25 protein-coding genes are annotated in these 23,469 nt (G+C 74.1%); 14 read left to right on the top strand and 11 right to left on the bottom strand.

Annotated elements, in window-relative coordinates; genetic code table 11:
* Window positions 1-35 precede the first annotated feature (35 nt).
* From BX285_RS02080 to BX285_RS02070, 3 genes are read right to left on the bottom strand one after another with little or no spacing between them, the layout of a single operon-like run.
* Window positions 36-494, bottom strand: a complete 459-nt coding sequence (locus BX285_RS02080) for a DUF6113 family protein (RefSeq protein ID WP_220783894.1) — start codon at window positions 492-494, stop codon at window positions 36-38.
* Entirely contained in the window at window positions 491-1,429 is a 939-nt protein-coding gene (gene mshB, locus BX285_RS02075) for an N-acetyl-1-D-myo-inositol-2-amino-2-deoxy-alpha-D-glucopyranoside deacetylase (protein WP_121174311.1), read from the bottom strand. Before mshB ends, BX285_RS02080 begins: the two co-directional genes overlap by 4 nt.
* Before the next feature lie 46 nt (window positions 1,430-1,475).
* Window positions 1,476-1,670, bottom strand: a complete 195-nt coding sequence (locus BX285_RS02070) for a DUF2304 family protein (protein WP_097236392.1) — start codon at window positions 1,668-1,670, stop codon at window positions 1,476-1,478.
* A 314-nt stretch (window positions 1,671-1,984) separates the two neighbouring features.
* On the opposite strand from BX285_RS02070, the gene BX285_RS02065 reads away from it, so the two are divergent.
* The 4 genes from BX285_RS02065 (at window position 1,985) to BX285_RS02050 (ending at window position 7,283) form a co-directional block, all read left to right on the top strand.
* A complete protein-coding gene (locus tag BX285_RS02065; protein WP_121174310.1) occupies window positions 1,985-4,138 on the top strand; it encodes a prolyl oligopeptidase family serine peptidase in 2,154 nt (717 codons plus the stop codon).
* A gap of 213 nt (window positions 4,139-4,351) precedes the next feature.
* Window positions 4,352-5,299: an ABC transporter ATP-binding protein gene (locus BX285_RS02060; RefSeq protein WP_121174309.1), complete on the top strand. Its 948-nt coding sequence runs from the start codon at window positions 4,352-4,354 to the stop codon at window positions 5,297-5,299.
* Complete coding sequence (locus tag BX285_RS02055; RefSeq protein ID WP_097236389.1) at window positions 5,296-6,018, top strand: ABC transporter permease; 723 nt, start codon at window positions 5,296-5,298, stop codon at window positions 6,016-6,018. The genes BX285_RS02060 and BX285_RS02055 overlap by 4 nt, the downstream gene beginning before the upstream one ends.
* A gap of 8 nt (window positions 6,019-6,026) precedes the next feature.
* Window positions 6,027-7,283, top strand: a complete 1,257-nt coding sequence (locus BX285_RS02050; RefSeq protein ID WP_183106981.1) for a sensor histidine kinase — start codon at window positions 6,027-6,029, stop codon at window positions 7,281-7,283.
* Window positions 7,284-7,326: 43 nt separating this feature from the next.
* Here the strand turns inward: BX285_RS02050 and BX285_RS02045 are convergent, their stop codons facing one another.
* Together BX285_RS02045 and BX285_RS02040 are read right to left on the bottom strand one after the other, a co-directional pair.
* Window positions 7,327-8,736 carry a HAMP domain-containing sensor histidine kinase gene (locus tag BX285_RS02045; protein WP_121174307.1) on the bottom strand — a complete coding sequence of 470 codons (1,410 nt, stop codon included), beginning with the start codon at window positions 8,734-8,736 and terminating at the stop codon, window positions 7,327-7,329.
* Window positions 8,730-9,404, bottom strand: a complete 675-nt coding sequence (locus BX285_RS02040) for a response regulator transcription factor (protein WP_121177171.1) — start codon at window positions 9,402-9,404, stop codon at window positions 8,730-8,732. Before BX285_RS02040 ends, BX285_RS02045 begins: the two co-directional genes overlap by 7 nt.
* 143 nt (window positions 9,405-9,547) lie before the next feature.
* On the opposite strand from BX285_RS02040, the gene murJ reads away from it, so the two are divergent.
* The 3 genes from murJ to BX285_RS02025 are packed head-to-tail and all read left to right on the top strand — an operon-like array spanning window position 9,548 to window position 11,852.
* Window positions 9,548-11,167 carry a murein biosynthesis integral membrane protein MurJ gene (murJ, locus tag BX285_RS02035; RefSeq protein ID WP_121174306.1) on the top strand — a complete coding sequence of 540 codons (1,620 nt, stop codon included), beginning with the start codon at window positions 9,548-9,550 and terminating at the stop codon, window positions 11,165-11,167.
* A complete protein-coding gene (locus BX285_RS02030; protein WP_097236385.1) occupies window positions 11,164-11,484 on the top strand; it encodes a hypothetical protein in 321 nt (106 codons plus the stop codon). The genes murJ and BX285_RS02030 overlap by 4 nt, the downstream gene beginning before the upstream one ends.
* Before the next feature lie 14 nt (window positions 11,485-11,498).
* Window positions 11,499-11,852: a hypothetical protein gene (locus BX285_RS02025; RefSeq protein WP_097236384.1), complete on the top strand. Its 354-nt coding sequence runs from the start codon at window positions 11,499-11,501 to the stop codon at window positions 11,850-11,852.
* Between the two features lie 15 nt (window positions 11,853-11,867).
* Here BX285_RS02025 and BX285_RS02020 read toward each other — a convergent pair whose 3' ends face one another.
* Window positions 11,868-12,368: a GNAT family N-acetyltransferase gene (locus BX285_RS02020; protein WP_121174305.1), complete on the bottom strand. Its 501-nt coding sequence runs from the start codon at window positions 12,366-12,368 to the stop codon at window positions 11,868-11,870.
* Window positions 12,369-12,442: 74 nt separating this feature from the next.
* Between BX285_RS02020 and BX285_RS02015 the strand changes: the two genes are divergently transcribed.
* Window positions 12,443-13,072, top strand: coding sequence for a response regulator transcription factor (locus BX285_RS02015; protein ID WP_097236382.1), 630 nt, complete (start codon window positions 12,443-12,445; stop codon window positions 13,070-13,072).
* Window positions 13,073-13,087: 15 nt separating this feature from the next.
* Here the strand turns inward: BX285_RS02015 and BX285_RS02010 are convergent, their stop codons facing one another.
* Window positions 13,088-13,960, bottom strand: a complete 873-nt coding sequence (locus BX285_RS02010; RefSeq protein ID WP_121174304.1) for a transglutaminase-like domain-containing protein — start codon at window positions 13,958-13,960, stop codon at window positions 13,088-13,090.
* Between the two features lie 81 nt (window positions 13,961-14,041).
* Window positions 14,042-14,986 (bottom strand): N-acetyltransferase, encoded by a 945-nt coding sequence (locus BX285_RS02005; protein WP_257032429.1) that lies wholly within the window; start codon window positions 14,984-14,986, stop codon window positions 14,042-14,044.
* Window positions 14,987-15,185: 199 nt separating this feature from the next.
* Between BX285_RS02005 and fdxA the strand changes: the two genes are divergently transcribed.
* The gene (gene fdxA, locus BX285_RS02000; RefSeq protein WP_030061559.1) at window positions 15,186-15,512 is read left to right on the top strand and encodes a ferredoxin; all 327 of its coding nucleotides are present in this window, start codon (window positions 15,186-15,188) and stop codon (window positions 15,510-15,512) included.
* A 20-nt stretch (window positions 15,513-15,532) separates the two neighbouring features.
* On the top strand, window positions 15,533-16,681 hold the full coding sequence (dapC, locus tag BX285_RS01995; RefSeq protein WP_097236379.1) for a succinyldiaminopimelate transaminase: 1,149 nt from the start codon (window positions 15,533-15,535) through the stop codon (window positions 16,679-16,681).
* 113 nt (window positions 16,682-16,794) lie between these two features.
* Here dapC and BX285_RS38065 read toward each other — a convergent pair whose 3' ends face one another.
* Together BX285_RS38065 and BX285_RS01985 are read right to left on the bottom strand one after the other, a co-directional pair.
* Window positions 16,795-17,595, bottom strand: coding sequence for a hypothetical protein (locus BX285_RS38065; protein ID WP_259470746.1), 801 nt, complete (start codon window positions 17,593-17,595; stop codon window positions 16,795-16,797).
* Window positions 17,596-17,902: 307 nt separating this feature from the next.
* Window positions 17,903-18,976, bottom strand: coding sequence for a hypothetical protein (locus BX285_RS01985; protein WP_121174303.1), 1,074 nt, complete (start codon window positions 18,974-18,976; stop codon window positions 17,903-17,905).
* Between the two features lie 369 nt (window positions 18,977-19,345).
* On the opposite strand from BX285_RS01985, the gene dapE reads away from it, so the two are divergent.
* Both dapE and BX285_RS01975 read left to right on the top strand, forming a co-directional pair.
* Window positions 19,346-20,422, top strand: a complete 1,077-nt coding sequence (dapE, locus tag BX285_RS01980; RefSeq protein ID WP_121174302.1) for a succinyl-diaminopimelate desuccinylase — start codon at window positions 19,346-19,348, stop codon at window positions 20,420-20,422.
* Window positions 20,423-20,534: 112 nt separating this feature from the next.
* The gene (locus BX285_RS01975) at window positions 20,535-21,344 is read left to right on the top strand and encodes a TIGR00730 family Rossman fold protein (protein ID WP_097236377.1); all 810 of its coding nucleotides are present in this window, start codon (window positions 20,535-20,537) and stop codon (window positions 21,342-21,344) included.
* A gap of 61 nt (window positions 21,345-21,405) precedes the next feature.
* Here BX285_RS01975 and folP read toward each other — a convergent pair whose 3' ends face one another.
* Window positions 21,406-22,218 carry a dihydropteroate synthase gene (folP, locus tag BX285_RS01970; protein ID WP_179853045.1) on the bottom strand — a complete coding sequence of 271 codons (813 nt, stop codon included), beginning with the start codon at window positions 22,216-22,218 and terminating at the stop codon, window positions 21,406-21,408.
* A 181-nt stretch (window positions 22,219-22,399) separates the two neighbouring features.
* On the opposite strand from folP, the gene BX285_RS01965 reads away from it, so the two are divergent.
* Window positions 22,400-22,846: a DivIVA domain-containing protein gene (locus BX285_RS01965; RefSeq protein ID WP_121174301.1), complete on the top strand. Its 447-nt coding sequence runs from the start codon at window positions 22,400-22,402 to the stop codon at window positions 22,844-22,846.
* The gene (locus BX285_RS01960) at window positions 22,843-23,469 is read left to right on the top strand and encodes a DNA-3-methyladenine glycosylase I (protein WP_121174300.1); all 627 of its coding nucleotides are present in this window, start codon (window positions 22,843-22,845) and stop codon (window positions 23,467-23,469) included. The genes BX285_RS01965 and BX285_RS01960 overlap by 4 nt, the downstream gene beginning before the upstream one ends.

The following is a 23,469-nucleotide window of genomic DNA, read 5'->3' as shown; positions in this document are numbered from 1 at the left end:
TCGTACGCGGTGCCGTACGGCGTGCGCGGCCGGGGTCAGCGCGGAGGGCCGGGTACCCCGGGGAACCAGCTGGTGCGGGTGGGCAGGGTGGCGCAGATCACGCCGAGGACCGAGCCGGCGAACAGCCAGGCCAGCGAGGTCGCGTTGGACCACAGCACGTTGTCGCCCTCGGGTCGGGGCACGATCATCAGCAGCATCGCCACGAACCAGCCGGCCACCGGGGCGGCCGCGCCGAGCCGGGTGCCGGTGACCCGCAGCCCGGCGTAGAAGGTGGCGGCGGTCGCGGCGAGCGCCAGCAGGACTCCCACGGGCGGCCACAGGGCCTGCACAAAGGATCCGCAGACCGACACCGCGAAACCCAGCAGGCAGAACAGGACATAGGCCGCGATCCGGGCGGCGCGCGGGGGTTGGGGCTCGGCCAGCCGCTCCTCGCGGGTGCCGAGGACGGCCGCCGGGATCGAGCGGCGCGGCGGCGGGGCGGCGGGCTTGCTCATCGGACGCCCTCCCCGGCGCTCGCGGTGGCGTCGTCGAGTTCCGCCTCGACGGGGGCGGTGGGGTCGAGGCCCGCGAACAGGTCGTCCTCCGGCTCGCCCGGCCCGGCCTGGCCGCGCACCAACTGGTAGTACTCGGTGGCGAGCAGCGGCTGGCCGAGGTCGTTGGAGAGCGCGAAGAAGGCGCCGTCCACGGTGATCTGGGTGGCGTGCGCGGCCATCGCGGCGGCCTTGGCCCCGGCGTACGCGGCGCCGTCCAGCGCCGTGGTGACCACCTCGTCGGCGACCACGCCGGGGACGTCGGACGGCTGCGCGACGCCCGGGAAGCGGGCCGCGGCGGCGGTCTCGGCGAGCCCGGCCTCGATCACCGAGCGGGGCATCCGGTTCCAGTACACCTTGGCGATCCGCCAGGCCGGGCCCGCCTCCGGGCGGTGCGCCGGATCGGCGGCCAGGTCGTACGCGCGCATCGCGACCCGGTGGGCCTGGATGTGGTCCGGGTGCCCGTAGCCGCCGTTCTCGTCGTACGTGACCAGCACCTGCGGCCGCACCTCGCGGATCACCGCGACCAGGTGGCCGGCCGCCTCGTCCACGTCCGCCTGCCAGAAGCAGCCGGGCGCGTCGTTCTCGGGCACGCCCATCATCCCGGAGTCGCGGTAGCGCCCGGGGCCGCCGAGGAAGCGGACGTCGGTGACGCCGAGGGCGTGCATCGCCTCGGTCAGCTCGCCGATGCGGTACGCGCCGAGGGTGTCGTCCCGATCGGCCGTCAGGTGGGCCAGCTCCGGGGGGATCACCTCGCCGCCCTCGCCGAGGGTGCAGGTCACCAGCGTGACCCGGGCGCCCTCGGCGGCGTACCGGGCCATGGTGGCGCCGTTGCCGATCGACTCGTCGTCGGGGTGCGCGTGCACGAGGAGGAGTCGGCGGCCGGTAGTCGCGGTCATGGGAGGAAGCCTAACGACCGGGCGGTACGGGTCTGGTCGCTCGGGGTCAGAGCTTCAGGCCATTGATCATTCCGGCGAGGTTGCTGGTGACCTGGCTGATCGACGGGGCGATCGAGCTGGAGGCCAGGTAGAAGCCGAGCAGTGCGCAGACGATCGCGTGCGCCAGCTTCAGGCCGGAGCGGCGGATCAGCACCACCACGATGACCAGCATCAGCACGACTGCGGAGACGTTCATGGCCATGTCGGCTCACACCCCTTCTCGGGCGCGCCACCCCCTGGGGAGGGGCGGCGGTGGGACGGTGCGGGACTGAGGCTGCGGGCGGTCGGGGCCCGGGACGGGGCGACGATCACTCGCCTGACAAGTCATACCCGATGGGTAAGGGACGCATTACCTTCGGTGAGCCCCGGCGTGCCGGGGCGTCGCGGCACTCGCGGGGCGCATGGGCCGGTCGGAGGCGGTTTGGACCTCTTTGGGGCGTACTTGGCGACGATGCTCCGAACGAGTGATCACCAGCCTCCCGGTAGCGGCAGTTCGGCGTCGTAGGGTCTGGTGCCATGACCTCCCACACCCCTGCGGACACCTTCCCCCGGCAGTACGCGCGGACCCTGCGCTACACCGTCGGCGCCCCCCGTTCGTTCTCCGTCGCACCGGACGGCTCGCGGGTCGTCTTCCTCCGCTCGCGCTCGGGCAGCGACCGGGCCAACCTGCTCTGGAGCCTGGACACCGCCACCGGCGAGGAGCGGATCGCCGCCGACCCGGCCGCGCTGCTCGGCGGCGGCGAGGAGGACCTGTCGCCGGCCGAGAAGGCCCGCCGCGAGCGCAGCCGCGAGGGCTCGGCCGGCATCGTCGGCTACTCCCTGGACGCGGCCGGCGCGCGGGCCGCCTTCGCGCTGTCCGGCCGGCTGTTCACGGCCGACCTGGTCACCGGCTCCACCGCCGAACTGCCCGCCCAGGGGCCGCTGTTGGACCCGCGGATGTCGCCGGACGGCGGGTACGTCGCCTACGCCAACACCGCCGGAGAGCTGCGGCTGACCCGGACCGACGGCAGTGGCGACAAGGTGCTCGCCGAGCCGGACGGCCCGAACGTCACCTGGGGGCAGGCCGAGTTCATCGCCCAGGAGGAGATGGACCGCGCCCGCGGCTTCTGGTGGTCCCCGGCGGGCGACCGGCTGCTGGTCGAGCGGGCCGACGACAGCCCGGTGGGCCGCTGGTGGATCGCCGACCCGGCCAACCCGGACCGCGAGCCCGCCGAGATCGCCTACCCGGCGGCCGGCACCGCCAACGCCGAGGTCGGGCTCTGGGTGCTCGACCTGGACGGCGGGCGCACCGAGGTGGTCTGGGACCGTACGGCCTTCCCGTACCTCGGCCGGGTGCACTGGTCGGAGGGCAGCGTGCCGCTGCTGCAGGTGCAGTCCCGCGACCAGCGCAGCCAGCGGATCCTCGGCCTGGACGTGGCCACCGGCGCCACCGAGGTGCTGCACGAGGAGAAGGACGGCACCTGGCTGGAGCTGTTCCCGGGCGTCCCGGCGTGGACCCCGGACGGCAAGCTGGTGCGGATCTCTGACGAGGGCGGGGTGCGCGCGCTGGTGGTCGGCGACCGGGTCGTCACCGGGGCCGACCTGCACCTGCGGTCGGTCGTCGCGGTCACCGCGGACGAGGTGTTCTTCACCGCCTCCGGCGGTGAGGCCGAGACCGACCCGGAGCCCGGCTGGATCGCCGTCGGCCGGATCAGCCACGACGGCAAGCGGCTCGGCTGGGAGTCCTCCAACGGGCGGCCGTTCACCTCCGTCACCAGCGCGGTGCACGGCGGCGGGATCACCGTGCGCGCCACCGCCGAGCCCGACCTGCCCGGCGCCCTCGTCCAGGTCGCCCGGGACCTGCCGGAGGGCGTGGTCGTCGACGACGTCGCCACCATCGCCTCGTACGCCGAGACCCCGGTCATCACCGCCCGCCCGGTCTTCCGCTTCGCCGGCGAGCGCCGCATCCCGACCGCCGTCTTCCTGCCCACCGGCTACGACCGCGAGCGCGACGGCCTGCTGCCCGTCCTGATGGACCCGTACGGCGGCCCGCACGGCCAGCGCGTCGTCCAGGCGCACAACCCGCACCTCAACTCGCAGTGGTTCGCCGACCAGGGCTTCGCGGTGGTCGTCGCCGACGGGCGCGGCACCCCCGGGCGCGGGCCGGCCTGGGAGAAGTCGATCGCCTTCGACTTCGCCGGGGCCACCCTGGACGACCAGGCGGACGCGCTGCAGGCGCTCGCCGAGGAGTTCCCGCTGGACCTCGGCCGGGTGGCGATCCGCGGCTGGTCGTACGGCGGCTACCTCGCCGCGCTGGCCGTGCTGCGCCGCCCGGACGTCTTCCACGCGGCCGTCGCCGGCGCGCCGGTGACCGACTGGGCCCTGTACGACACCCACTACACCGAGCGCTACCTGGGCGACCCGGCCGAGCGGCCCGAGGTGTACGCCGCCAACTCGCTGGGCGGGTACGCGGCCGGGCTGGAGCGCCCGCTGATGATCATCCACGGGCTGGCCGACGACAACGTGCTGGCCGCGCACACCCTGCGGCTCTCCTCGGCGCTGCTCGCCGCCGGGCGCCCGCACACCGTGCTGCCGCTGTCCGGCGTCACCCACATCACGCCGCAGGAGGAGGTCGCGGAGAACCTGCTGCTGGTCCAGGTCGACTTCGTGAAGCGCTCGCTGGGACTGTGAGCGAGCCGGGGGCGGCAGGCCGCCCCTGACCGGCCCCTTCGCGGCCGGTGCCCCCTGACCGGGGTACCGGCCGCCGGCATGACATCCGTCATACCGAAGGCACGACGGCGGACACTGCCGCCGGGCCCGGCCCGCGCGGGACTCTGAGGTGGTGCGAACAGCACCGACCGTGACATCACGAGCGTGACACCATCAGGGAAGAGGAGCCGGGCGATGGACACCGAGGTGGCCGCCTTCCGCGGCGTGGGCAAGAGCTACGGGCGGGTACACGCCGTGGACGGACTGGACCTCGTGCTGCGGCCGGGCGAGACCGTCGCCCTGCTCGGCCCGAACGGCGCCGGCAAGTCCACCAGCCTGGACCTGCTGCTCGGCCTGCGGGAGCCCGACCGGGGCAGCGTGACGCTGTTCGGCGGCACCCCGCGGGCGGCGATCGCGGCCGGCCGGGTCGGGGCGATGCTGCAGAGCGGCGGGCTGATGTCCGACGTCAAGGTGCGCGAGCTGGTCCAGCTCGCCTGCGACGTGCATCCGCGCGGGCGGTCGGTCACGGGGGTGCTGGCCGACGCGGGGATCACGGAACTGGCGGAGCGCCGGGTCGACAAGCTGTCCGGGGGCCAGGAGCAGAGGGTCCGCTTCGCGCTGGCGATCGCCGGCGACAACGACCTGATCGTGCTGGACGAACCCACCACCGGCATGGACGTCAGCGTCCGGCAGGCGTTCTGGGCGAGCATGCGGGCGCAGGCCGACGCCGGGCGCACGGTGCTGTTCGCCACCCACTACCTGGAGGAGGCCGACTCGATCGCCGACCGTGTCCTGGTCCTGCACCGGGGCCGGCTGATCGCCGATGGCAGCTCCGCCGAGATCAAGGCGCGGGCCGGCGCCCGCCGGATCGCCTTCGAACTCCACGACGCGGACGGGCAGTTCGCGGAGAGCGTGCTGCGCGCCCTGCCGGGCGTGCAGTCGCTGGACGTCACCGCCCGGGTCCCCGGGGTGCGGACGGTGCGGATCCGGACCGCGGACTCCGACGCGAGCGTGGCCGGGCTCTACCGGGCGGGCCTGTACCCGCGCGGGCTGGAGGTCACCGGCGTGGGCCTGGAGCAGGCCTTCCTGACCATCACCGGCGAACTGGACCAGTACGAGGCAGCCATGGAGAGTGCGCGATGACCACCCTGATCAGGCTGGAGATCCTGCGGACCCTCCGTAACCGGCGCTACCTGCTCTTCACCATCGCCTACCCGGCGCTGATGTACTTCTTCTTCATCCACGCCTACGGCACCACCAAGCTGGCCGGCGGACTGCCGGTGAAGACCTACTTCATGGTCTCGATGGCCACCTTCGGAGCCGTCGGCGCGGTGCTCACCGGCAGTGCGCAGCGGATCTCGTTGGAGCGCAAGAGCGGCTGGGTGCGCCAGCTGCGGCTGACCGCACTGCCCGGCCGGGCGTACACCGTCGGCAAGATCGCGGCGAGCGCGGTCACCACCCTGCCGTCGATCCTGGTGGTCTTCGCGGTCGGCGCGAGCCAGGGCGTCTCGCTCACCGCGGCGCAGTGGGCCGGGCTGGCGGTGGCGCTGTGGCTGGGCAGCTTCGTGTTCGCGGCGCTCGGCGTGGCGCTCGGGTACGCGGCGGCGCCGGACTCGGTGCAGACCATCGTGATGATCACGTACATGCTGATGTCGCTGTTCGGCGGCACCTGGTTCCCGGTGACCGGCACGCTGGAGAAGTTCGCCCGGTTCAACCCGGTGTACCTGTACAACCACCTGGCCACCTTCACCCGGCCCGGGAACTCCCTGGACCTCGTCGCGGTCGCCGGTCTGGCCGGCTTCCTCGCGGTGTTCGTCGTCGCCGCGGCGGCCCTGTACCGCCGCGACACCCGCCAGGCATGATGATCCACATGAGCGACGCGCGTCAGACCCACCGCCCCGACGAGCATCCGGAGGTGGGTGTGGCGCGTGCGTCGTTCATGAACGTCCCCGGCGCCCCGGTGGAGACCCGGCGGCAGATGCTGGTCAAGGTCGCCTGGATGCTGCTGTGGATGCTCTACCTGGCCTACCCGGCGGGCGACCTGCTGAGCGGGAACCACAGCACGGCCGGGAACGTGTTCGGGTGGTGCTGCCTGGCCGGGTTCGTGGCCGCCTACGTCCTGCTGGTGATCTTCCGCTCGCAGGCGGGGATGCGGCCGCGCGCCTGCGTGGCGATCGTGGCGACGATGATCGGGCTGGCGACCGCCGCCTCGGTGGTGCTCGGCGGCGCGTTCCTGACGCTGTTCATCTACGCCTCGGTGTGCCTGGCGATCATCATCCCGGCGCAGTACGCGCTGCGGGCCCTGCTCGCCCTGGCCGTGCTCACCGCGGCGGTCGGGCTGGGCATCGGCGCCGGCAACGACAACATCACCACCTTCGCGCTCAGCGCCTTCCTCTCCGGCGTCGCGATGACCGGCCTGCAGCGGCTGGTCGCCACCATGAAGGAACTGCGCGAGGCCCGGGCCGCCGTCGCGCACCTGGCCGCCTCCGAGGAACGGCTGCGGCTCGCCCGCGACCTGCACGACCTGCTCGGGCACTCGCTGTCGCTGATCACCCTGAAGAGCGAGCTGGCCGGGCGGTTCATGGACGCCGGCAAGGACGAGGCGGCGCGGGCCCAGGTCGCCGACATCGAGCAGGTCGCCCGGCAGTCGCTGATCGACGTCCGGGAGGCGGTGACCGGCTTCCGCCGGCCCACCCTGCCGGTCGAACTCGCCGCCGCCCGTACGGCGCTGGCCGCCGCCCAGGTCCGGCTGGAGGCCGCGCCCGAGCTGGTGGACCGCTGGCCGGGGCTGGCCAACGAGGAGGCGGGCGCGCTGGCCTGGGCGCTGCGCGAGGCCGTCACCAACATCGTCCGGCACGGCGAGGGCGCCACGGTCTGCACGGTCACGGCGGACGAGAGCTGGGAGTCGGGCGGCGAGCGCTACGCCGTCCTGGAGATCGCCGACAACGGGCGCGGGCCGGGCAAGTCCCAGCCGGGGAACGGGCTCTCCGGGCTGGAGGAGCGGCTGGCGCTGGTCGGCGGGCGGCTGGAGACCGGGCCGGGGGAGCGCGGGAAGGGCTTCCGGCTGCGGGCCTCGGTGCCGTTGCGGACGGTGTCGGCGCCGTCCGAGCCCTCGACGGCGGGTTAGGGCCTGTCCGGGGGCCTGTCTTCAGACCCCCGCCTGCGGGGCTTCAGGCGGACGGGAGTTCCAGCACGAAGCGGGCGCCGCGCGGCGCGTGGGCGACCCGCAGGGTGCCGCCGTGCCGGGTGGCGACGTCGGCCGCGATGGCCAGGCCCAGGCCGCTGCCGCCCGCGTCCCGGCTGCGGGCCTCGTCGAGCCGGGTGAACGGCTCGAAGATCCGCTCGCGGTCCTCCGGCGGCACGCCCGGGCCGTCGTCCCGGACCTCCAGGACGCAGCCGCGCGCGGTCTGCCGTACGGACATCGCGACCTCGGTGGCCGCGTGCCGCCGGGCGTTGTCCAGCAGGTTGCGCACCAGGCGGTGCAGCCGGATCCGGCTGCCGCGCACCAGCACCTCGTCGGGCGCGTCCACCCGCAGGGCGAGCCTGGGGCCGAAGGCCGGGCGGTACTGGTCGGCGAGTTCGCGCAGGACGGTGGACAGGTCGACGGTGGCGGGCCGGCCGGCCGTCTCCGGACGGGTGCCCCTGGCCAGGAACAGCAGGTCCTCGGTGAGCTGTTGCAGCCGCTCGACCGAGGTGAGTGCCTCCTGGGTGGCGGCCGGCCAGTCGGTGCGCTCGGGGTGGGCCAGCGAGACCTCCAGGTTGGTGCGCAGTGCCGCGATCGGGCTGCGCAGCTCGTGCGAGGCGTCCGCGACGAAGCGCTGCTGCTGGGCGGCCGAGCGCTCCAGGCGGTCCAGCGTGGCGTTGGTGGTCCGCGCCATCCGGGTGATCTCGTCGCCGGAGGGCGGCACCGGGACGCGACGGTCCAGCCGGTGCTCGCCGATCTCGGCGAGCTCGGCGCGGATCGCCTCCACCGGGCGCAGCGCCCGGCTGGTCGCCAGCCAGGACATCAGTGCGACCAGCAGCGCGGCGGCCGGTACGCCCGCCTGCAGCACCGGGTCGATGGTGCGCAGCGAGGCCTCGGCGGCGAACGGGGTGGCCAGCACGTACACCGTGAACGGGCCGACCTGCGGCTTCACCTGGTAGCCGTCCTTGCGCAGCAGCGGGCTCCAGCTGCCCATCGCGGTGAAGGTGCGGCCCGAGTAGCGGTTGGCGGCGGCGCCCCCCGCGGGGCCGACGGTGATCCGCTGCACCGACTGCCAGTCGTCCGGCGCCAGGTTCGGTACGGCGGGCGGCAGCGGCCCGGCCAGGTGCTGGGTGGTCAGCGGACCGCTCATGATCACCACCTGGCCGTCGCTGCCCAGTACCAGGTACGGCAACTGCCCTTTGTCCGCGAGCTGTTGACCGAACTTGTAGCCGGTGCTGATCTCCCGGGCCTGCGTCCTCGCTTCGGACTCGGCGGCCGCCAGCTGCGCGTCGTAGAGGTGGCCGCGCAGCCACCAGGCGCCGCCGCCGAGCAACAGCAGTGCGGCCAGGCCGGCCGCCAGCGAGGTGCGCAGCCGGGTGGAGAGGCGGCTCAGCACGACCCGGCCTCCAGCCGGTAGCCGGCGCCGCGCACGGTGGTGATCGAGCGGACGCCGAACGGGGTGTCCACCTTGCGGCGCAGCATGCTCACGTACACCTCGACGATGGACTCCTCGCCGTCGAAGGCGATGTCCCACACCTCGTCGACGATCCGGCGCTTGGACAGCACCTCGCCGGGGTGCTCGGCCAGGCAGCGCAGGACGGCGAACTCGCGTTCGGTGAGTGTGACTTCGGCGCTGCCCCGGCCGCAGCGGCGGGCCGCCGGGTCCAGCCAGAGGTCGCCCACCCGCAGCAGCGGGCCCGGCGTCTGGCTGCGGCGGATCAGGGCGCGCAGGCGGGCCAGGAAGACCAGGTAGGAGAACGGCTTGGTGAGGTAGTCGTCGGCGCCCGTGTCCAGGCCCTCGGCCTCGTCGTACTCGCCGTCCTTGGCGGTCAGCATCAGGATCGGGGTGGTCACGCCGTCGGCGCGCAGCGCCTCGCACACCTTGTAGCCGTTCAGGCCGGGCAGCATGATGTCGAGCACGATCGCCTGGTAGGCGTGCCGGCGGGCCAGCCGCAGGCCGGTCAGGCCGTCCGGGGCGAGGTCGACGGTGTAGCCCTCGGCGTCCAGGCCGCGCCGTACGGCCGCGGCGACCTGGGCGTCGTCCTCCACCACCAGAATCTCCATGCGGATCAGCATGCCACCGGGGCCGGATCCGTTCCTTAAACGGGCTTCAGCTTTCTCAGCCTCGCTTCAGGGGTGCTGACGCATGCTCTCGCCGATCTCGCCGGCCTGTTCGGGCCGGCGCCCGGAGCGGGAGGAGCTGGCGGATGACCGTTCTCCAGGAAGTGCGGCCGGTGCCGGTGCGGCCCGTCCCTCCCGTTCCGTCGGCCTCTCCCGGCGCGGCCGCCCGGCACCGGAGGCCGCGGCGGCCCGCCCCGCCCGGCCTGGTGATGGCGGCGGGCACGGTCGTCTCGCGGGCCACCGGCTTCGTCCGCTCGGCGGTCCTCGTGGCCGTCCTCGGCTCGGGGGTGCTCGCGGACGGCTACACCGTGGCCAACACCGTGCCCAACATCCTGTTCGTGCTGCTGATCGGCGGCGCGCTGAACACCGCGCTGGTGCCCCACCTGGTGCGCGCCGCGAAGGAGTCGGCGGACGGTGGCGCGGCGCACCTCGACCGGCTGGTGACGGTGCTGGTCGCCGCCCTGCTGGCGCTGACGGCGTTGGTGGTGCCGGCCGCGCCGCTCGTCGTCCGGGCCTACACCTCGTACGGGGGCGCGCAGTTGGAGCACACCGTGCTGCTGGCGTACCTGTGCTTGCCGCAGGTGTTCTTCTACGGCCTGTTCACGGTACTGGGCCAACTCCTCAACGCCCGGCGGAGGTTCGCGCCGATGGCGTGGGCGCCGGTGCTCAACAACCTGGTCGTGATCGGGGTGTTCGGCGGCTACGTCGGCCGACCGGCGCTGTCCGCCGCGGACCTGACCGTCCTCGGGGCCGGAACGACGGCCGGTGTCGTCGCGCAGAGCCTGGTGCTGCTGCCCTGCCTGCGGGCGGCCGGGGTGCGGCTGCGGCCGCGCTGGGACTGGCGGCAGGCCGGGCTCGGCGAACCCCTGCGGGCCGCCGGGTGGACGCTGCTGCTGGTGCTGAGCGACCAGGTGAGCTACTGGGTGGTGACCCGGCTGTCCACGCTCGCCGGCGAGCAGGCCGCGGCGGCGGGGCTGCCAGGTGTCGGGTACACCGCGTACAGCAGCGCGTACCTGCTGTGGATCGTGCCGCACGGCGTGGTCACGGTGTCCGTGGTCACCGCCGTCGTCCCCGCGCTGAGCGCGGCGGCCGACAGCCCGCGCGCCGTCCGCTCGCTGCTGACCCGGACCGTCCGCACCGTCGGGGTGGCCACCGTCCCGGCGGCCTGCGCGCTCGCCGTCCTCGCGCCGCAGCTGTGCGACCTCGCCTTCGGCCACGGCCGGACCGACCCCGCCGACGTCCGGGCGATCGCCGGCATGCTGACCGCCTTCGCGCCCGGCCTCGTCCTCTACTCGGCCTCGTACGCCCTGACCCGCGCCTTCTACGCGCTCGGCGACAGCCGGACGCCCTTCCTGCTCAACCTGCTGCCCGTCGCCGCCACCGCGCTCGGCGCCCTGCTCTGCCACCGGCTGCTGCCGCTGCGCTGGGCCGTCACCGGGATGGCCGGCTGCTACGGCGCCTCCTTCCTGCTCAGCTGCACGACCGCCGGACTGCTGCTGCGCCGCCGACTCGGCCCACTGCGCGTCCTGGCCGTCCACGCCAGGCCGCTCGCCGCCGCCCTGCCGGCCGCGGGCGCCGCCTGGTGGACCGCCCGCTACGGCCTGCTCCCCGCCGGCGCCGTGCTGGCGGCCTGCTACCTGCTCCTCGCCCGGCTCCTCCGCATCGACGAACTGTCCGCCCTCACCACACGATTGCGCCGCTCATGACTCAGCTGCCCGATGACATCGCCCGTACCCTCGACGTCCTCCTCCCGGAGGGCCACCCCCTGCGCGCCCAGGTCCCGCACCTGCGGGTGGAGTCCCGCTGCCGCTGCGGCTGCAGCACGGCCCTGTTCGCCGGGGTGGCGGACGGCGCGCGCTCGGAGGTGGTGGCCGAGGCGGCCATCGGCTCCGACGGCGAGGTCCTGCTGTTCGCCGACGAGGGCCGGCTCTCCTGGCTGGAGGTGTGCTCCTGGACCGACCCCAAGCTCACCCTCGCCGACGTCGCCCGCTTCCTGCGCGGGGAACCTGCCGGGCCGAGCTGATCGTTCGTCCGACCATGACCACTGTTCTCGTCCTCGGCTTCGACCCGCACGCCGTCCCAGGCATGGACGGCGACGGCCTGCGGGCCGTCCTCGACGCCGAACTCGCCCGCTTCGCCGAGCACGGCATCGACGCCGCCATGACCTTGGTCGCCCCCGACGCCACCGCCGAGCCCGCGATCATCGCTGCGCTCGCGGGGCGCGCCTGGGACGTCGTCGTCATCGGCGGCGGCATCCGCAAGCCCGAACCGGCGCTGCCGTTCTTCGAACTCGTCGTCAACCTCGTCCGGCGCCACGCCCCCGGGGCCGCCATCGCCTTCAACACCAGCGGCGCCGACAGCGTCGAAGCCGCCCGGCGCTGGCTGGAGTAAGCCCGGCTGGTCCGGCTATGCCGAGGGGCGGAGGTCGGTGAGGTCGCGGCGGTAGGCGAGGCCGGGCCGGCCGCCAAGGCGGCACTCGTGCCTGACCCGGAAGCCGTTGTGGGCGAGGACGGCCCGGGAGGCGGCGTTGTCGACAGTGGTGGCGGCGGTCAGCGCGGTCAGACCGTACGCCGCGGCGGCGAGCCGGCAGACCTCGGCGACGGCGGCCCGCGCCAGGCCGCGGCCGGCCGCGGATTCGGCGATGCGGTAGCCGAGTTCGGCGCTGCCGTCGACGAGGTCGATCAGGTTGACCCGGCCGACGACCTCCCCGTCCGCGCCGCGGATGACGTGGAACCGGCAGACGCCCTCGGCCTGTTCGGCGAGGAGGGCGGCGTGGCGGGCGGCGAACTCGGCGAAGTAGGCGTCGCCGCGGTCCGGGATGCTGCGCGCGAAGTAGGCGCGGTTGGCCCGTTCGAAGGCCAGCACGGCCTCGGCGTGGTCGGGGCGGAGGAGTTCCAGCGTCGACATCCGGCCAGTCTGGCGCGGGGAGCAGTCGCGGACCACCGAAATACCCCGCCGCGGACACGCCCTAAGGTCGTGGCATGAGTGACATTCAGAACGGGGCCTCGATCCGCGTGCTGCTCGCCGAGGATCAGGGGATGGTCCGGGAGGCGCTGGCCGCGCTGCTCGGGCTGGAGGGGGACATCGACGTCGTCGCGCAGGTCGGGCGCGGGGACGAGGTGGTGGCGGCGGTGCTGGCGAACGACGTGCAGGTCGCCGTGCTGGACATCGAGATGCCGGGGATCACGGGCATCGAGGCGGCCGCCGAGCTGCGCCGGCGGGCGCCGGGCACCAAGGTCGTCATCGCGACGACCTTCGGCCGCCCGGGCTACCTGCGCCGGGCGATGGAGTCCGGGGCGGACGCGTTCCTGGTGAAGGACGCGCCCGCCTCCGAGCTGGCCGAGGCGATCCGCCGGGTGCTGCGCGGCGAGCGGGTCATCGACCCGGCGCTGGCGGCGGCCGCGCTGGCCGAGGGCGCCAACCCGCTGACCCCGCGCGAGCGGGACGTCCTGGGTGCGGCGGCCGACGGCGCGGTCAACGCGGACATCGCCAAGCGGCTGCACCTGTCCGAGGGGACGGTCCGCAACTACCTGTCGATGGCGATCCAGAAGACCGAGGCCCGCAACCGGACCGAGGCGGTGCGGATCGCCCGCGAGAAGGGCTGGCTGTAACGCTGCGGACGGCCGTCAGTTGAGCCGGTGCCGCGCCGCCCGCGCCTCCTGGCGGACCTTGGCGGCACCGTCCGGGTCGAAGGCGTCCAGGATCTGCGCGTACGCGTCCATCTCGGCCGAGCCGCCGAGGAAGTCCCCGGTGCGGACGAGGAGCTCGGCCCGTTCCAGGCGGAGCTGGGCCGGGTGCCGGGGGAGCAGCAGGGCGAGTTCGGTGGCCCAGAGCTGGGTGCGGGCGTGCTCGGGGCGATCGGCGGCCCAGGCGCGGATGTTGCCGAGCACCCGCAGCACGATGTCCAGCGGTTGGGCCGGGGTGAGCAGGTCGGGCGTGAACTCGACGCCGGCGGCGGCGACCAGGCCCTGGACGTCCTCCTGGTCGAGCAGCCGCCCGCCGTGGAACGGGTCGGCCAGGACGTACTCGTCGCCGCCGGCCGGGCCGCCGACGGCGACGATGAAGTGGCCGGGCAGCGCGATGCCGTGGATGCTGAGCCCGGCGCGCCGCCCGACCGCCGTCCACACCAGCGAGAGCATGATCGGCAGTCCGCGCCGCCGCCGCAGCACCTCCGGCAGCAGCGAGGACTCCAGCCGCCGGTAGTCCGCCTGCCGCCCGTGGAAGCGCTCCCGCCCGCCCAGGACGGCGGCGAGCAGGGCGGCGGTCTCCTCGGGCCCGGCGGGCGCGCGCTCCGCGACGGCCTGCCGTACGGCCGCCGCGTGCCGGTCCAGCGCGGCCTCGCAGGCAGCGAGCAGGGCGTCCACGCCCGGCGGTTCGCCGGGGTCGCCCGGGTCGAGCGCCGGGCCGTGTTCGGCGGCGGCGAGCAGGCAGAGCAGCACCGGGTCGGGCTGCTCGGCGCGGGCGGCGGTCCGGAAGCGGTCTCTGCTCTGCTCGGTCACGGTGACGGCGACGGCTTTCGTACGGCGAACGGAAAGGACGAACGGACAAGACGGACAGGAAGGGCGGAAACGACCCGACCGCTACCCCTGGGGAAGGAGGGCGTAGTGGTAAGTGTGACTGGTCGTGAAGCCGAGTCCGTCATAGAGCGCGATCGCCCCCGCGTTCTCCGCCTCGACCTGCAGGTATCCGCCGCTCGCCCCCTCCTCCGCCGCGCGCGAGGCGAGCACCGCCATGACCGCCGTCCCCAGCCCGGCCCGCCGGGCGTACGGCTGGACCTCGACCGCACCGAAGCAGGCCCAGGGCCCGTCGATGACACAGCGTCCGATCGCCAGCGGCGGCTGCCCGGGTGCGCCCGGCACGGAGGCGAACCAGACCGACGGACCGCCGTGCAGCACCTGCCGGGCCGCCGCCTCCACCGCCGGGTCGCCGCTCACCCGCCGGTACGCCGACAGCCAGGCCGCGTCGGCCGTCCGCGCCAGCCGGACCCGGTCGTGCCCGGAGCCGGCCCGGGCGAGCCCGGCCAGCGGGACGGTGCGGACCAGGGTGGGCGCGTACCCGGCGCCGAGCCGGTCGAGTTCGGACCGCAGCGCGTCCGGCGACCCGGGGGTGACCACCTCGACGTACGCGGGCAGCCCGCGCTGCGCGTACCAGTCGCGGACGGCCGCCAGCGCCTGCGGCAGCGGCGCGCCCGGGTCGCCGAGGGCCTGGACGGAGTTGGCCCGCCGGGTGAACCCGGCCGCGGCGCGCAGCGTCCACTCGCCGAGCGGCTCCTGCTCCACGGCCGGCCAGCCGCGCCCGGCGATCCGCTGCAGTTCGAGCGGCGTGGCGACCGGCAGCGGAGCGCGCCGGGCCGGGAACGGCGGCACGACCTTGCCCGCGACCAGCAGCTTCTCCGGGAAGGAGACCGGTTCGCCGGAGCGGGGCACGATCGTCAACCCGTGTTCGTCCCACGATGTGAGCACGCCGATCGAATCGCGGAAGACCGGACGGTCGTCCACGAACTCCGACAGGCGCCTGACGGACACGCGTCGTCCCACGTCAGAGCGATCTATCCGGACCTCCGGACGGTCGCCCGCGGGGTTCCCGGTCGTCACTTGACCACCTCCTGTGCATTTGCGGTCTCCGACCCGCGATACTAGGGGCGGGCATCGACGACGCCGCGCTCACCGCGCACGCGAGCAGAACAGAACGGGCCGCCAGGCCCTTCCGAGGAGGAACGACAGCGTGACCTACGTCATCGCGCAGCCTTGTGTCGACGTGAAGGACAAGGCGTGCATCGAAGAGTGCCCGGTTGACTGCATCTACGAGGGCGAGCGATCGCTCTACATCCACCCGGATGAGTGTGTCGACTGTGGCGCATGCGAGCCGGTCTGCCCGGTCGAGGCGATCTTCTACGAGGACGACACTCCGGAGGAGTGGAAGGACTACTACAAGGCGAACGTCGAGTTCTTCGACGACCTGGGTTCGCCCGGTGGTGCCTCGAAGCTGGGCCTGATCGAGCGTGACCACCCGTTCATCGCCGCTCTGCCGCCGCAGAACGCCGACCACTGACGATCGGTGGCTACCAAGCTGTGAGCACCAACAGCACGCGCGCGCCGTTCCCGGGCCACCCGGGGGCGGCGCGCCGCGTTTCCGACCGGCTCCCCGTCTTCCCCTGGGACAAGTTGGAGCCGTACAAGAAGACCGCGCTGGCCCACCCGGGTGGCCTCTGCGACTTCTCCGTCGGCACCCCGGTGGACCCGGTCCCCGAGGTGATCCAGAAGGCGCTGGCCGCGCACACCGACACGCCCGGCTACCCGACCGTCTGGGGCCCGCTGGAGCTGCGCGAGGCGATCGCCGGCTGGCTGCACCGCCGCGTCGGCGCCGGGATCGGCCCGCAGGCGGTCCTGCCGACCGTCGGCTCCAAGGAGCTGGTGGCCTGGCTGCCGACCCAGCTCGGCCTCGGCCCCGGCGACCAGGTCGCCTACCCGCGCCTGGCCTACCCGACCTACGAGGTGGGCGCGCGCCTGTGCGGCGCCGAGCCGGTCGAGTACGACTCGGTGGACGAGCTGGACGGCTCCCGGGTACGCCTGCTCTGGGTGAACTCGCCGTCCAACCCGACCGGCCGGGTGCTGGCCGCGGACGAGCTGCGCCGCGCCGTCGAGTGGGCCCGGGAGCACGGGGCGCTGCTGGTCAGCGACGAGTGCTACCTGGAGCTGGGCTGGGAGGCCGACCCGGTCTCCGTCCTCCACCCGGAGGTGTGCGGCGGCGGCCACGAGGGCCTGCTGGCCGTCCACTCGCTCTCCAAGCGCTCGAACCTGGCCGGCTACCGCGCCTCCTTCGTCGCGGGCGACCCGGTGGTGGTCAAGGAGCTGCTGGAGGTGCGCAAGCACGGCGGAATGATCGTGCCCGCCCCCGTGCAGGCGGCGACCGTCGCCGCGCTCGCGGACGACGCGCACGTGGCCGAGCAGCGCGAGCGGTACGCAGCCCGGCGCTCGGCGCTGCGGAGCGCGCTGGAGGCGTACGGCTTCCGGATCGAGCACTCGGAGGCGAGCCTCTACCTGTGGGCGACCCAGGACCGCCCGTGCTGGGAGACCGTGGCCGAACTGGCCGGGCTGGGCATCCTGGTGGCGCCCGGCGACTTCTACGGGCCGGCCGGCGAGCGCTTCGTCCGGGTCGCGTTCACCGCGACCGACGAGCGGGTCGCGGCGGCGGTGGAGCGGCTGAACGGGGCACGCTGACCGGCGTACGGCGACCGCACGCCGAAGGGGCTGGTGTTCCGCGGAGGAACACCAGCCCCTTCGGCATGAGGACGGCCGCGCGGGCCGCCCCCGGCGAGGGCCTAGAGCACGGCCTAGAGCGGGAGGCCGCTGATGCTGCCGCCGTTGACGCCGTTCAGCAGCCCGCCGACCGGGCCGAGCGCGCCGGTCAGGCCGGACAGCGGGTTGTTCGGGCCGAGGTCGGCGCCGCCGAGGCGGTTGGCCGAGCCGTGCTCGGCCAGGCCCAGGACGTCGGTGCCGGGCGCGCCGGCCAGCGTGTGCTCGACCGAGCCGAGCGGCAGCGCACGCTCCACCGAGCCCAGCGGCAGGGCGTCGGTGACGGCGTTGGTGCCGGGGACGGCACCGGAGAGCTTGTCGGCGCCCGGCAGGGCCTGGGCGACGGAGCCCGCCTGGGCGAGCCCGCCGACCGGGCTGCTGCCGGCGTTGGCGCTGCGGTTCTCCGCGCCCTTGCCGGTGACGGCCTCGCCGAGCTTGCCGGCCAGCGCCGAGGCGACCTTCGGGGTGACGGCGGAGAGCTGGCCGGTGGTGGCGGCGGTCTGGTCGACCGGCGCGGTCAGCGAGCTGGCCTTCTCGTTCGCCTCCGGGAGCTGGTGGGCGATGATGTTGCCGGCCGCGTCGGCGGAGGCCGGTACGCCCGCGGCGACGGTGGCCGCACCGGTGGTGCCGGCGGCCTGGCCGAGCTGGTGGGTGGTGTGCTGCAGGGTGGAACCGGTGTCGGTGTTGGTCAGCTGGCCCAGCGGCGCCGCGAGGTCGCTCTTGGGCAGCAGGGCGTCCCCGCCCAGTGCGGACGCGGAGCCGGCCGCGACCAGCGGGGTCGCTCCGGCGGCCACGACGAGCGCGGCCTGGGCGATCCGGCGCGTGAGGGGGTGAGACATGGGGCTCCTCGAAGGGGGTCTGGGTCCGTCCCGTCCGCCCGCGAGCGACCGGGTGCGGACGACCGGGCGGACGAGGTTGTTACCGCTTGAGAAGCCAGAAGGTTTCGGCCGGTGCAAGGAAAGTGTCTGACCGACGATCGGATCGTATGACTGCCGCGAGGGCGCCTGCCGAGCCCCGCGGGGCGGCGCCGAACCGGTCGCGGCCAAGGGAAGTGACGGTTCTCCACCGCGGGTCGCCGGAATGGGGGTCGGGTCCACCGGGGTTGACCGGAATCACCCGTCCGGCGGCAACCCGAACGTCTGTGCGTCAGCTCTTGTCGGACGGTGCCAGGGTGACCTGGACGAGCTTGGTCGAGGTGCCCGAGGTCTGCGACTGCCAGCCGTCCCCGGACGTGCTCTTGCGCCAGATCTTCCCGTCGTAGGCCACCGTCGCGATGCCCAACTGCTGGGCCTGGGCCACCGCCCAGTGCGCGACCTCCCAACCGCTGGCCCGCTCGGCGCTCACCCCGCCGTCCGCGCCGGAGTCCGACGAGGAGGTCAGCGCGGCGGTCGCCGGGTCCGGGGTCAGCGAGACCGCGTTCTCGGCCCCCTTGATCGTCGAGGCGTACCCGGTGGCCGGCGTGACCGTACGGCCGAACTCCCGGCGCACCCGGTCGGCCAGCACCTGGGCCCGGTCCGGCACCGCGGCCGGGGTGGCCGAGGCGCCCGCGGCGGGGGCGCCCGCCGTCGGGGAGGCGGAGTCCGCCGGATCCGGCTTGGCGTAGTCGTGCACGATGCAGGAGAACGAGGCGGGCTCACGGCCGGCCAGTGCCGACGTCAGCAGGGTCGCCTTGGTCTCGTGCTTGGCGTAGGCCTGCGGGTAGCCGCTCTTCTGCACCGCCTGGGCGGCGTCGGTCAGCGGCAGCCGGGTGTAGCCGGGGACCTTGACCAGGCCGTCCAGGAACTTGTTGGTCGCGTACACCGGGTCCGAGATCTGCGCCGGGGTGCCCCAGCCCATCGAGGGCCGCTGCTGGAACAGGCCGATCGAGTCCCGGTCACCGCCCGCGAGGTTGCGCAGCTTGGACTCCTGCATCGCGGTCGCCAGCGAGATCGCGGTCGCCCGGTCCGGCAGGCCGCGCGAGCGCGCCACCGCGGCGATCGTCGCCGCGTTGGCGGCCTGCGGCAGCTCCAGGGTGCCGTTGCCGGCCGCGGTCTTCACCGTGCAGCCCTCGGACTCGCCCGGCTTGAAGCCGAACCACCAGATCCCCACGACGGCCAGACCCGCGACCAGCGCGAGGCCCAGCAGCCCGACGATCACCAACAGCAGGGCGCGCAGCGGCCCGCGGCGACGGGCGGGCTCCGTCTCGTCGCCCAGCTCCTCGCTGCTCCTTCTCCTGGCCACCGTCGCCCCTCTCGCACCTGCTCCTTGATCCGACACCGTACCCACTCGGACGGATGTGCGGCGCCCCCCGGTTGCTGCTATTCGCGCCGCTCGCCTCCGGGGCGCTCCGATCCGGCGCCGACGGTCGGCGCGCCAAGGCCCTCGTTCCTCGGGCCTCCTCGCTTCTCCCTTTCGGCACCGGCGCGCCCCTTCGGCTCGGGGCGGGATTCGCGCCGCTCGCCCTGTGATTCTGCTCGGGGCGGGATTCGCGCCGCTCGCTCTGTGATCCTGCTCGGGGCGGGATTCGCGCCGCTCGCTCTGTGACGCGGCTCGGGGCGGGGCCGCCTGCTGGCCCCCCGGGGTGTACGGCCCGCGGACTAGGCTGGCGCCATGAGCAGCCCGAATCCGACGCCCCTGGACCTCACTCTCGACGGCGGCACGCTGACCGCCCGGCTCGTCGACTTCCCCTCGGTGAGCGGCGACGAGCAGGCGCTCGCCGACGCCGTGGAGGCCGCCCTGCGCGCCTACCCGCACCTCACCGTGGACCGGTACGGCAACAACGTGGTCGCCCGCACGAACCTCGGCCGCGACGAGCGGGTCGTGCTCGCCGGCCACCTGGACACCGTGCCGATCGCCGACAACCTGCCCTCGTACGTCGACGGCGACCTGCTCTACGGCTGCGGCACCTCGGACATGAAGGCCGGCGTGGCCGTCCAGCTGCGGCTCGCCGCCACCCTGCCCGAGCCCAACCGCGACCTCACCTTCGTGTTCTACGACTGCGAGGAGGTGGAGGCCCACCGCAACGGCCTCGGCCACCTGGTCAAGGAGCACCCGGAGTGGCTGGCCGCCGACTTCGCGGTGCTCATGGAGCCCAGCGGCGGCATGGTCGAGGGCGGCTGCCAGGGCACCCTGCGGGCGCAGGTCCGGCTCACCGGCGTGCGCGCCCACGCGGCCCGCAGCTGGCTCGGCGACAACGCCATCCACCACGCCGCCGAGGTGCTGACCCGGCTGGCGAACTACCAGCCGCGCCGGGTGGAGATCGACGGCCTGGAGTACCGCGAGGGCCTGAACGCGGTGCGGATCGACGGCGGCGTGGCCGGCAACGTGATCCCGGACGAGTGCGTCGTCACGGTCAACTTCCGCTACGCGCCGGACCGCAGCGAGGCGGAGGCGGAGAAGCACGTGCGTGAGGTCTTCGACGGCTTCGAGCTGACCGTGACGGACTTCGCCGCGGGCGCTCTGCCCGGCCTGTCCCAGCCGGCCGCGAAGGCCTTCCTGACGGCCACCGGCGGCCAGGCCCGGGCCAAGTTCGGCTGGACGGACGTCGCCCGGTTCAGCGCGCTGGGCGTCCCGGCGGTCAACTACGGCCCCGGCGACCCGAACCTGGCGCACAAGCGCGAGGAGCACTGCTCGCTGAGCGCCATCGCGGAAGCCGAGGAGCGGCTGCGCGCCTGGCTGACCAGCTGAGTCCCCACCCCGGGAGGCTGATCCGATCAACGGTCGAACGCCATCTTCCGGTTGCCCAAGCGACCTTCCCCCGTTTCCTGAAAACGTGGGAAGGCGGGCGTAGGGTTTCGTCATGACAGGCACAGGAGACGAGAAGCACTACGGACACGGCCCCGAGCAGGTCGGCGAGCCGCGGAAGAAGAAGGCCTGGCCCGAGAAGCAGAAGGGCCCGGTGCTGGTGCGCCGGGACCAGGTCGGCACGAGCACCACGGACCAGCGCCTGCTGGACACCACGGGCCCCACCGACTGGCTGCACACCGATCCGTGGCGGGTGCTGCGGATCACCTCCGAATTCGTCGAGGGCTTCGGCGCCCTCGCCGAACTCCCGCCCGCGGTCAGCGTGTTCGGCTCCGCCCGGACCCCGGCCGACTCGCCCGAGTACGAGGCCGGCGTGGCCATCGGCCGGGCCCTCGCCGAGGCCGGCTACGCGGTGATCACCGGCGGCGGCCCGGGCGCCATGGAGGCCGCCAACCGCGGCGCCTCCGAGGCCGGCGGCCTCAGCGTCGGGCTCGGCATCGAGCTGCCCTTCGAGCAGGGTCTCAACGAGTTCGTCGACCTCGGGCTGAACTTCCGTTACTTCTTCGTCCGCAAGACGATGTTCGTGAAGTACGCGCAGGGCTTCGTGGTCCTGCCCGGCGGCCTCGGCACCCTGGACGAGCTGTTCGAGGCGCTCACCCTGGTGCAGACGAAGAAGGTCACCCGCTTCCCGGTGATCCTCTACGGCACCGCGTACTGGGGCGGCCTCTTCGAGTGGCTGAAGAACACCCTGGTCGCGCAGGGCAAGGCGGCTCCGCACGACCTGGAGCTTTTCCACATCACCGACGAGGTCGACGAGGTCATGAAGATCCTCGCCGACGCCCGCCGGCCGGTGAACGAGATCTAGCGGCCTCCCAGGCCCTGGCGGCCTCCCACGCTCGGCGCGAGCCGAACGTCAGGAGGGCAGCTCACGCCAGCCCCCGGCGGGCGACCGCCGGGGGGCGGGTGCCCCGGATCGAGGCGACCATGTCCAGCACCTGCCGGGTCTCCGCGACCTGGTGCACCCGGTAGACCTGCGCGCCCAGCCAGGCCGAGACCGCCGTGGTCGCCAGGGTGCCGAGCAGCCGCTCGTCCACCGGCTTGTCCAGGGTCTCGCCGACGAAGTCCTTGTTGGAGAGCGAGACCAGCACGGGGAAGCCGGTCGCGGTCATCTCCGGCAGCCGCCGGGTGGCCTCCAGCGAGTGCCGGGTGTTCTTGCCGAAGTCGTGCCCCGGGTCGATGATCACCGCGTCCCGCCGCACGCCCAGCTGCACCGCGCGCTCGGCCAGGCCGACGGTCACCCGCAGGATGTCCGCCATCACGTCCTCGTACCCGGTCCGGTGCGGGCGGGTCCGCGGCTCGACGCCGCCCGCGTGGGTGCAGACCAGCCCGACGTCGTGCCGGGCGGCGACCTCGGCGAGCTTCGGGTCGACCCCGCCCCAGGCGTCGTTCAGCAGGTCCGCGCCCGCCTCGCAGACCGCCTCGCCGACCTCGTGCCGCCAGGTGTCCACGCTGATCACGGCGTCGGGGTGGCGCTTGCGCAGCTCGGCCACGAACGGGACGGTGCGCCGCAGCTCCTCCTCGACCGTGACCTCGTCGCCCGGCCCGGCCTTCACCCCGCCGATGTCCAGGATCGCCGCGCCCTCGGCCATCGCGCGGTCGGCGGCGGCGAAGGCGGCCTCGTCGGCGAAGGTGGCGCCCTTGTCGAAGAAGGAGTCCGGGGTCCGGTTGACGATCGCCATGATCACCAGCTCGTCGTCACCGAATTCCCGCGGTCCCAGGCGCAGTGCCACCGATGTCTCCTCCAGAGCTCCTGCGGGTGCGATGATGGCCCCCGGCCTCACTAGGGGACCATGCTGTCATGATCAGTCTGGTTCCCCGGCACGTGGACGAGGACCGGCCGGGAGTTCGGGAGGACAGCTCGTGTTCTGGGTGATCGTGGTCGCCATGGCCGTGGTGGTCGGCGGCGCCGCCCTGGTGGCGCTCGGCGGGGGCGGCTCGATGCCGGAGGCGGTACCCGACCGCATCGCCGCGCGGCTGCCGCAGGACCGCCCGCTGGGCAAGGCGGACGTGGACGAGCTGCGCCTGCCGATGGCCCTGCGCGGCTACCGGATGGACGAGGTGGACGACGTCCTGGACCGCCTCGGCGCCGAGCTCGCCTACCGGGACGCGCGGATCGCCGAACTGGAGGCCGCCGCCCACCTGCGCGGCGCGGTCGAGGCGACCAACGGCCCCGACCCGGCGGCCGAACCGCTGCCCGGCCTGGAGCAGTTCGCCAAGGTGGTCGAACCGGCCGTCGCACTCACCACGCCCTCGGCCGAGCCGCCGGCCCCCGCGCCCGAGGACGCGAAGCCGGTGAAGGACCAGTGACCGAGCCCGCCGTCGCCGGTGCGGTGCTCGGCGCGGACGGCCTGCTCCGCTGCGCCTGGGGCGACTCCACCGACGACTACCGGATCTACCACGACACCGAGTGGGGCCGCCCGGTGCACGGCGACGACGCGCTGTTCGAGCGGGTCTGCCTGGAGGCCTTCCAGTCCGGGCTGTCCTGGCTGACCATCCTGCGCCGCCGCGAGGGCTTCCGGGCCGCGTTCGCCGGCTTCCGGATCGCCGAGGTCGCCGAGTTCGGCGAGACCGACCGGGAGCGGCTGCTCGCCGACGCCGGGATCATCCGCAACCGGGCGAAGATCGACGCGGCGATCGCCAACGCGCGGGTCGCCCGCGAGCTGGAGGGCGGACTGGATGCGCTGATCTGGGGGTTCGCCCCGGAGCCGGGCCGGCCGGCCCCCCGCGCGCTGAGCGAGGTGCCGGCCGTCACGCCCGAGTCGACGGCACTGGCGAAAGCGCTGAAGAAGGCGGGCTTCCGCTTCGTCGGCCCGACCACCGCCTACGCCCTGATGCAGGCCTGCGGCCTGGTGGACGACCACCTCGCGGACTGCCACGTCCGCACCGGCATGCAGGGCCAGGGTCAGGTGCAGAGCCGGGGCCGGGCCTAG

This window comes from Streptomyces sp. 1114.5 (genome assembly GCF_003635085.1).
Taxonomy (GTDB): Bacteria; Actinomycetota; Actinomycetes; order Streptomycetales; family Streptomycetaceae; genus Kitasatospora.
Note: the sequence above shows the minus strand (reverse complement) of the source record. Positions and strands in the feature narration are given on the sequence as shown.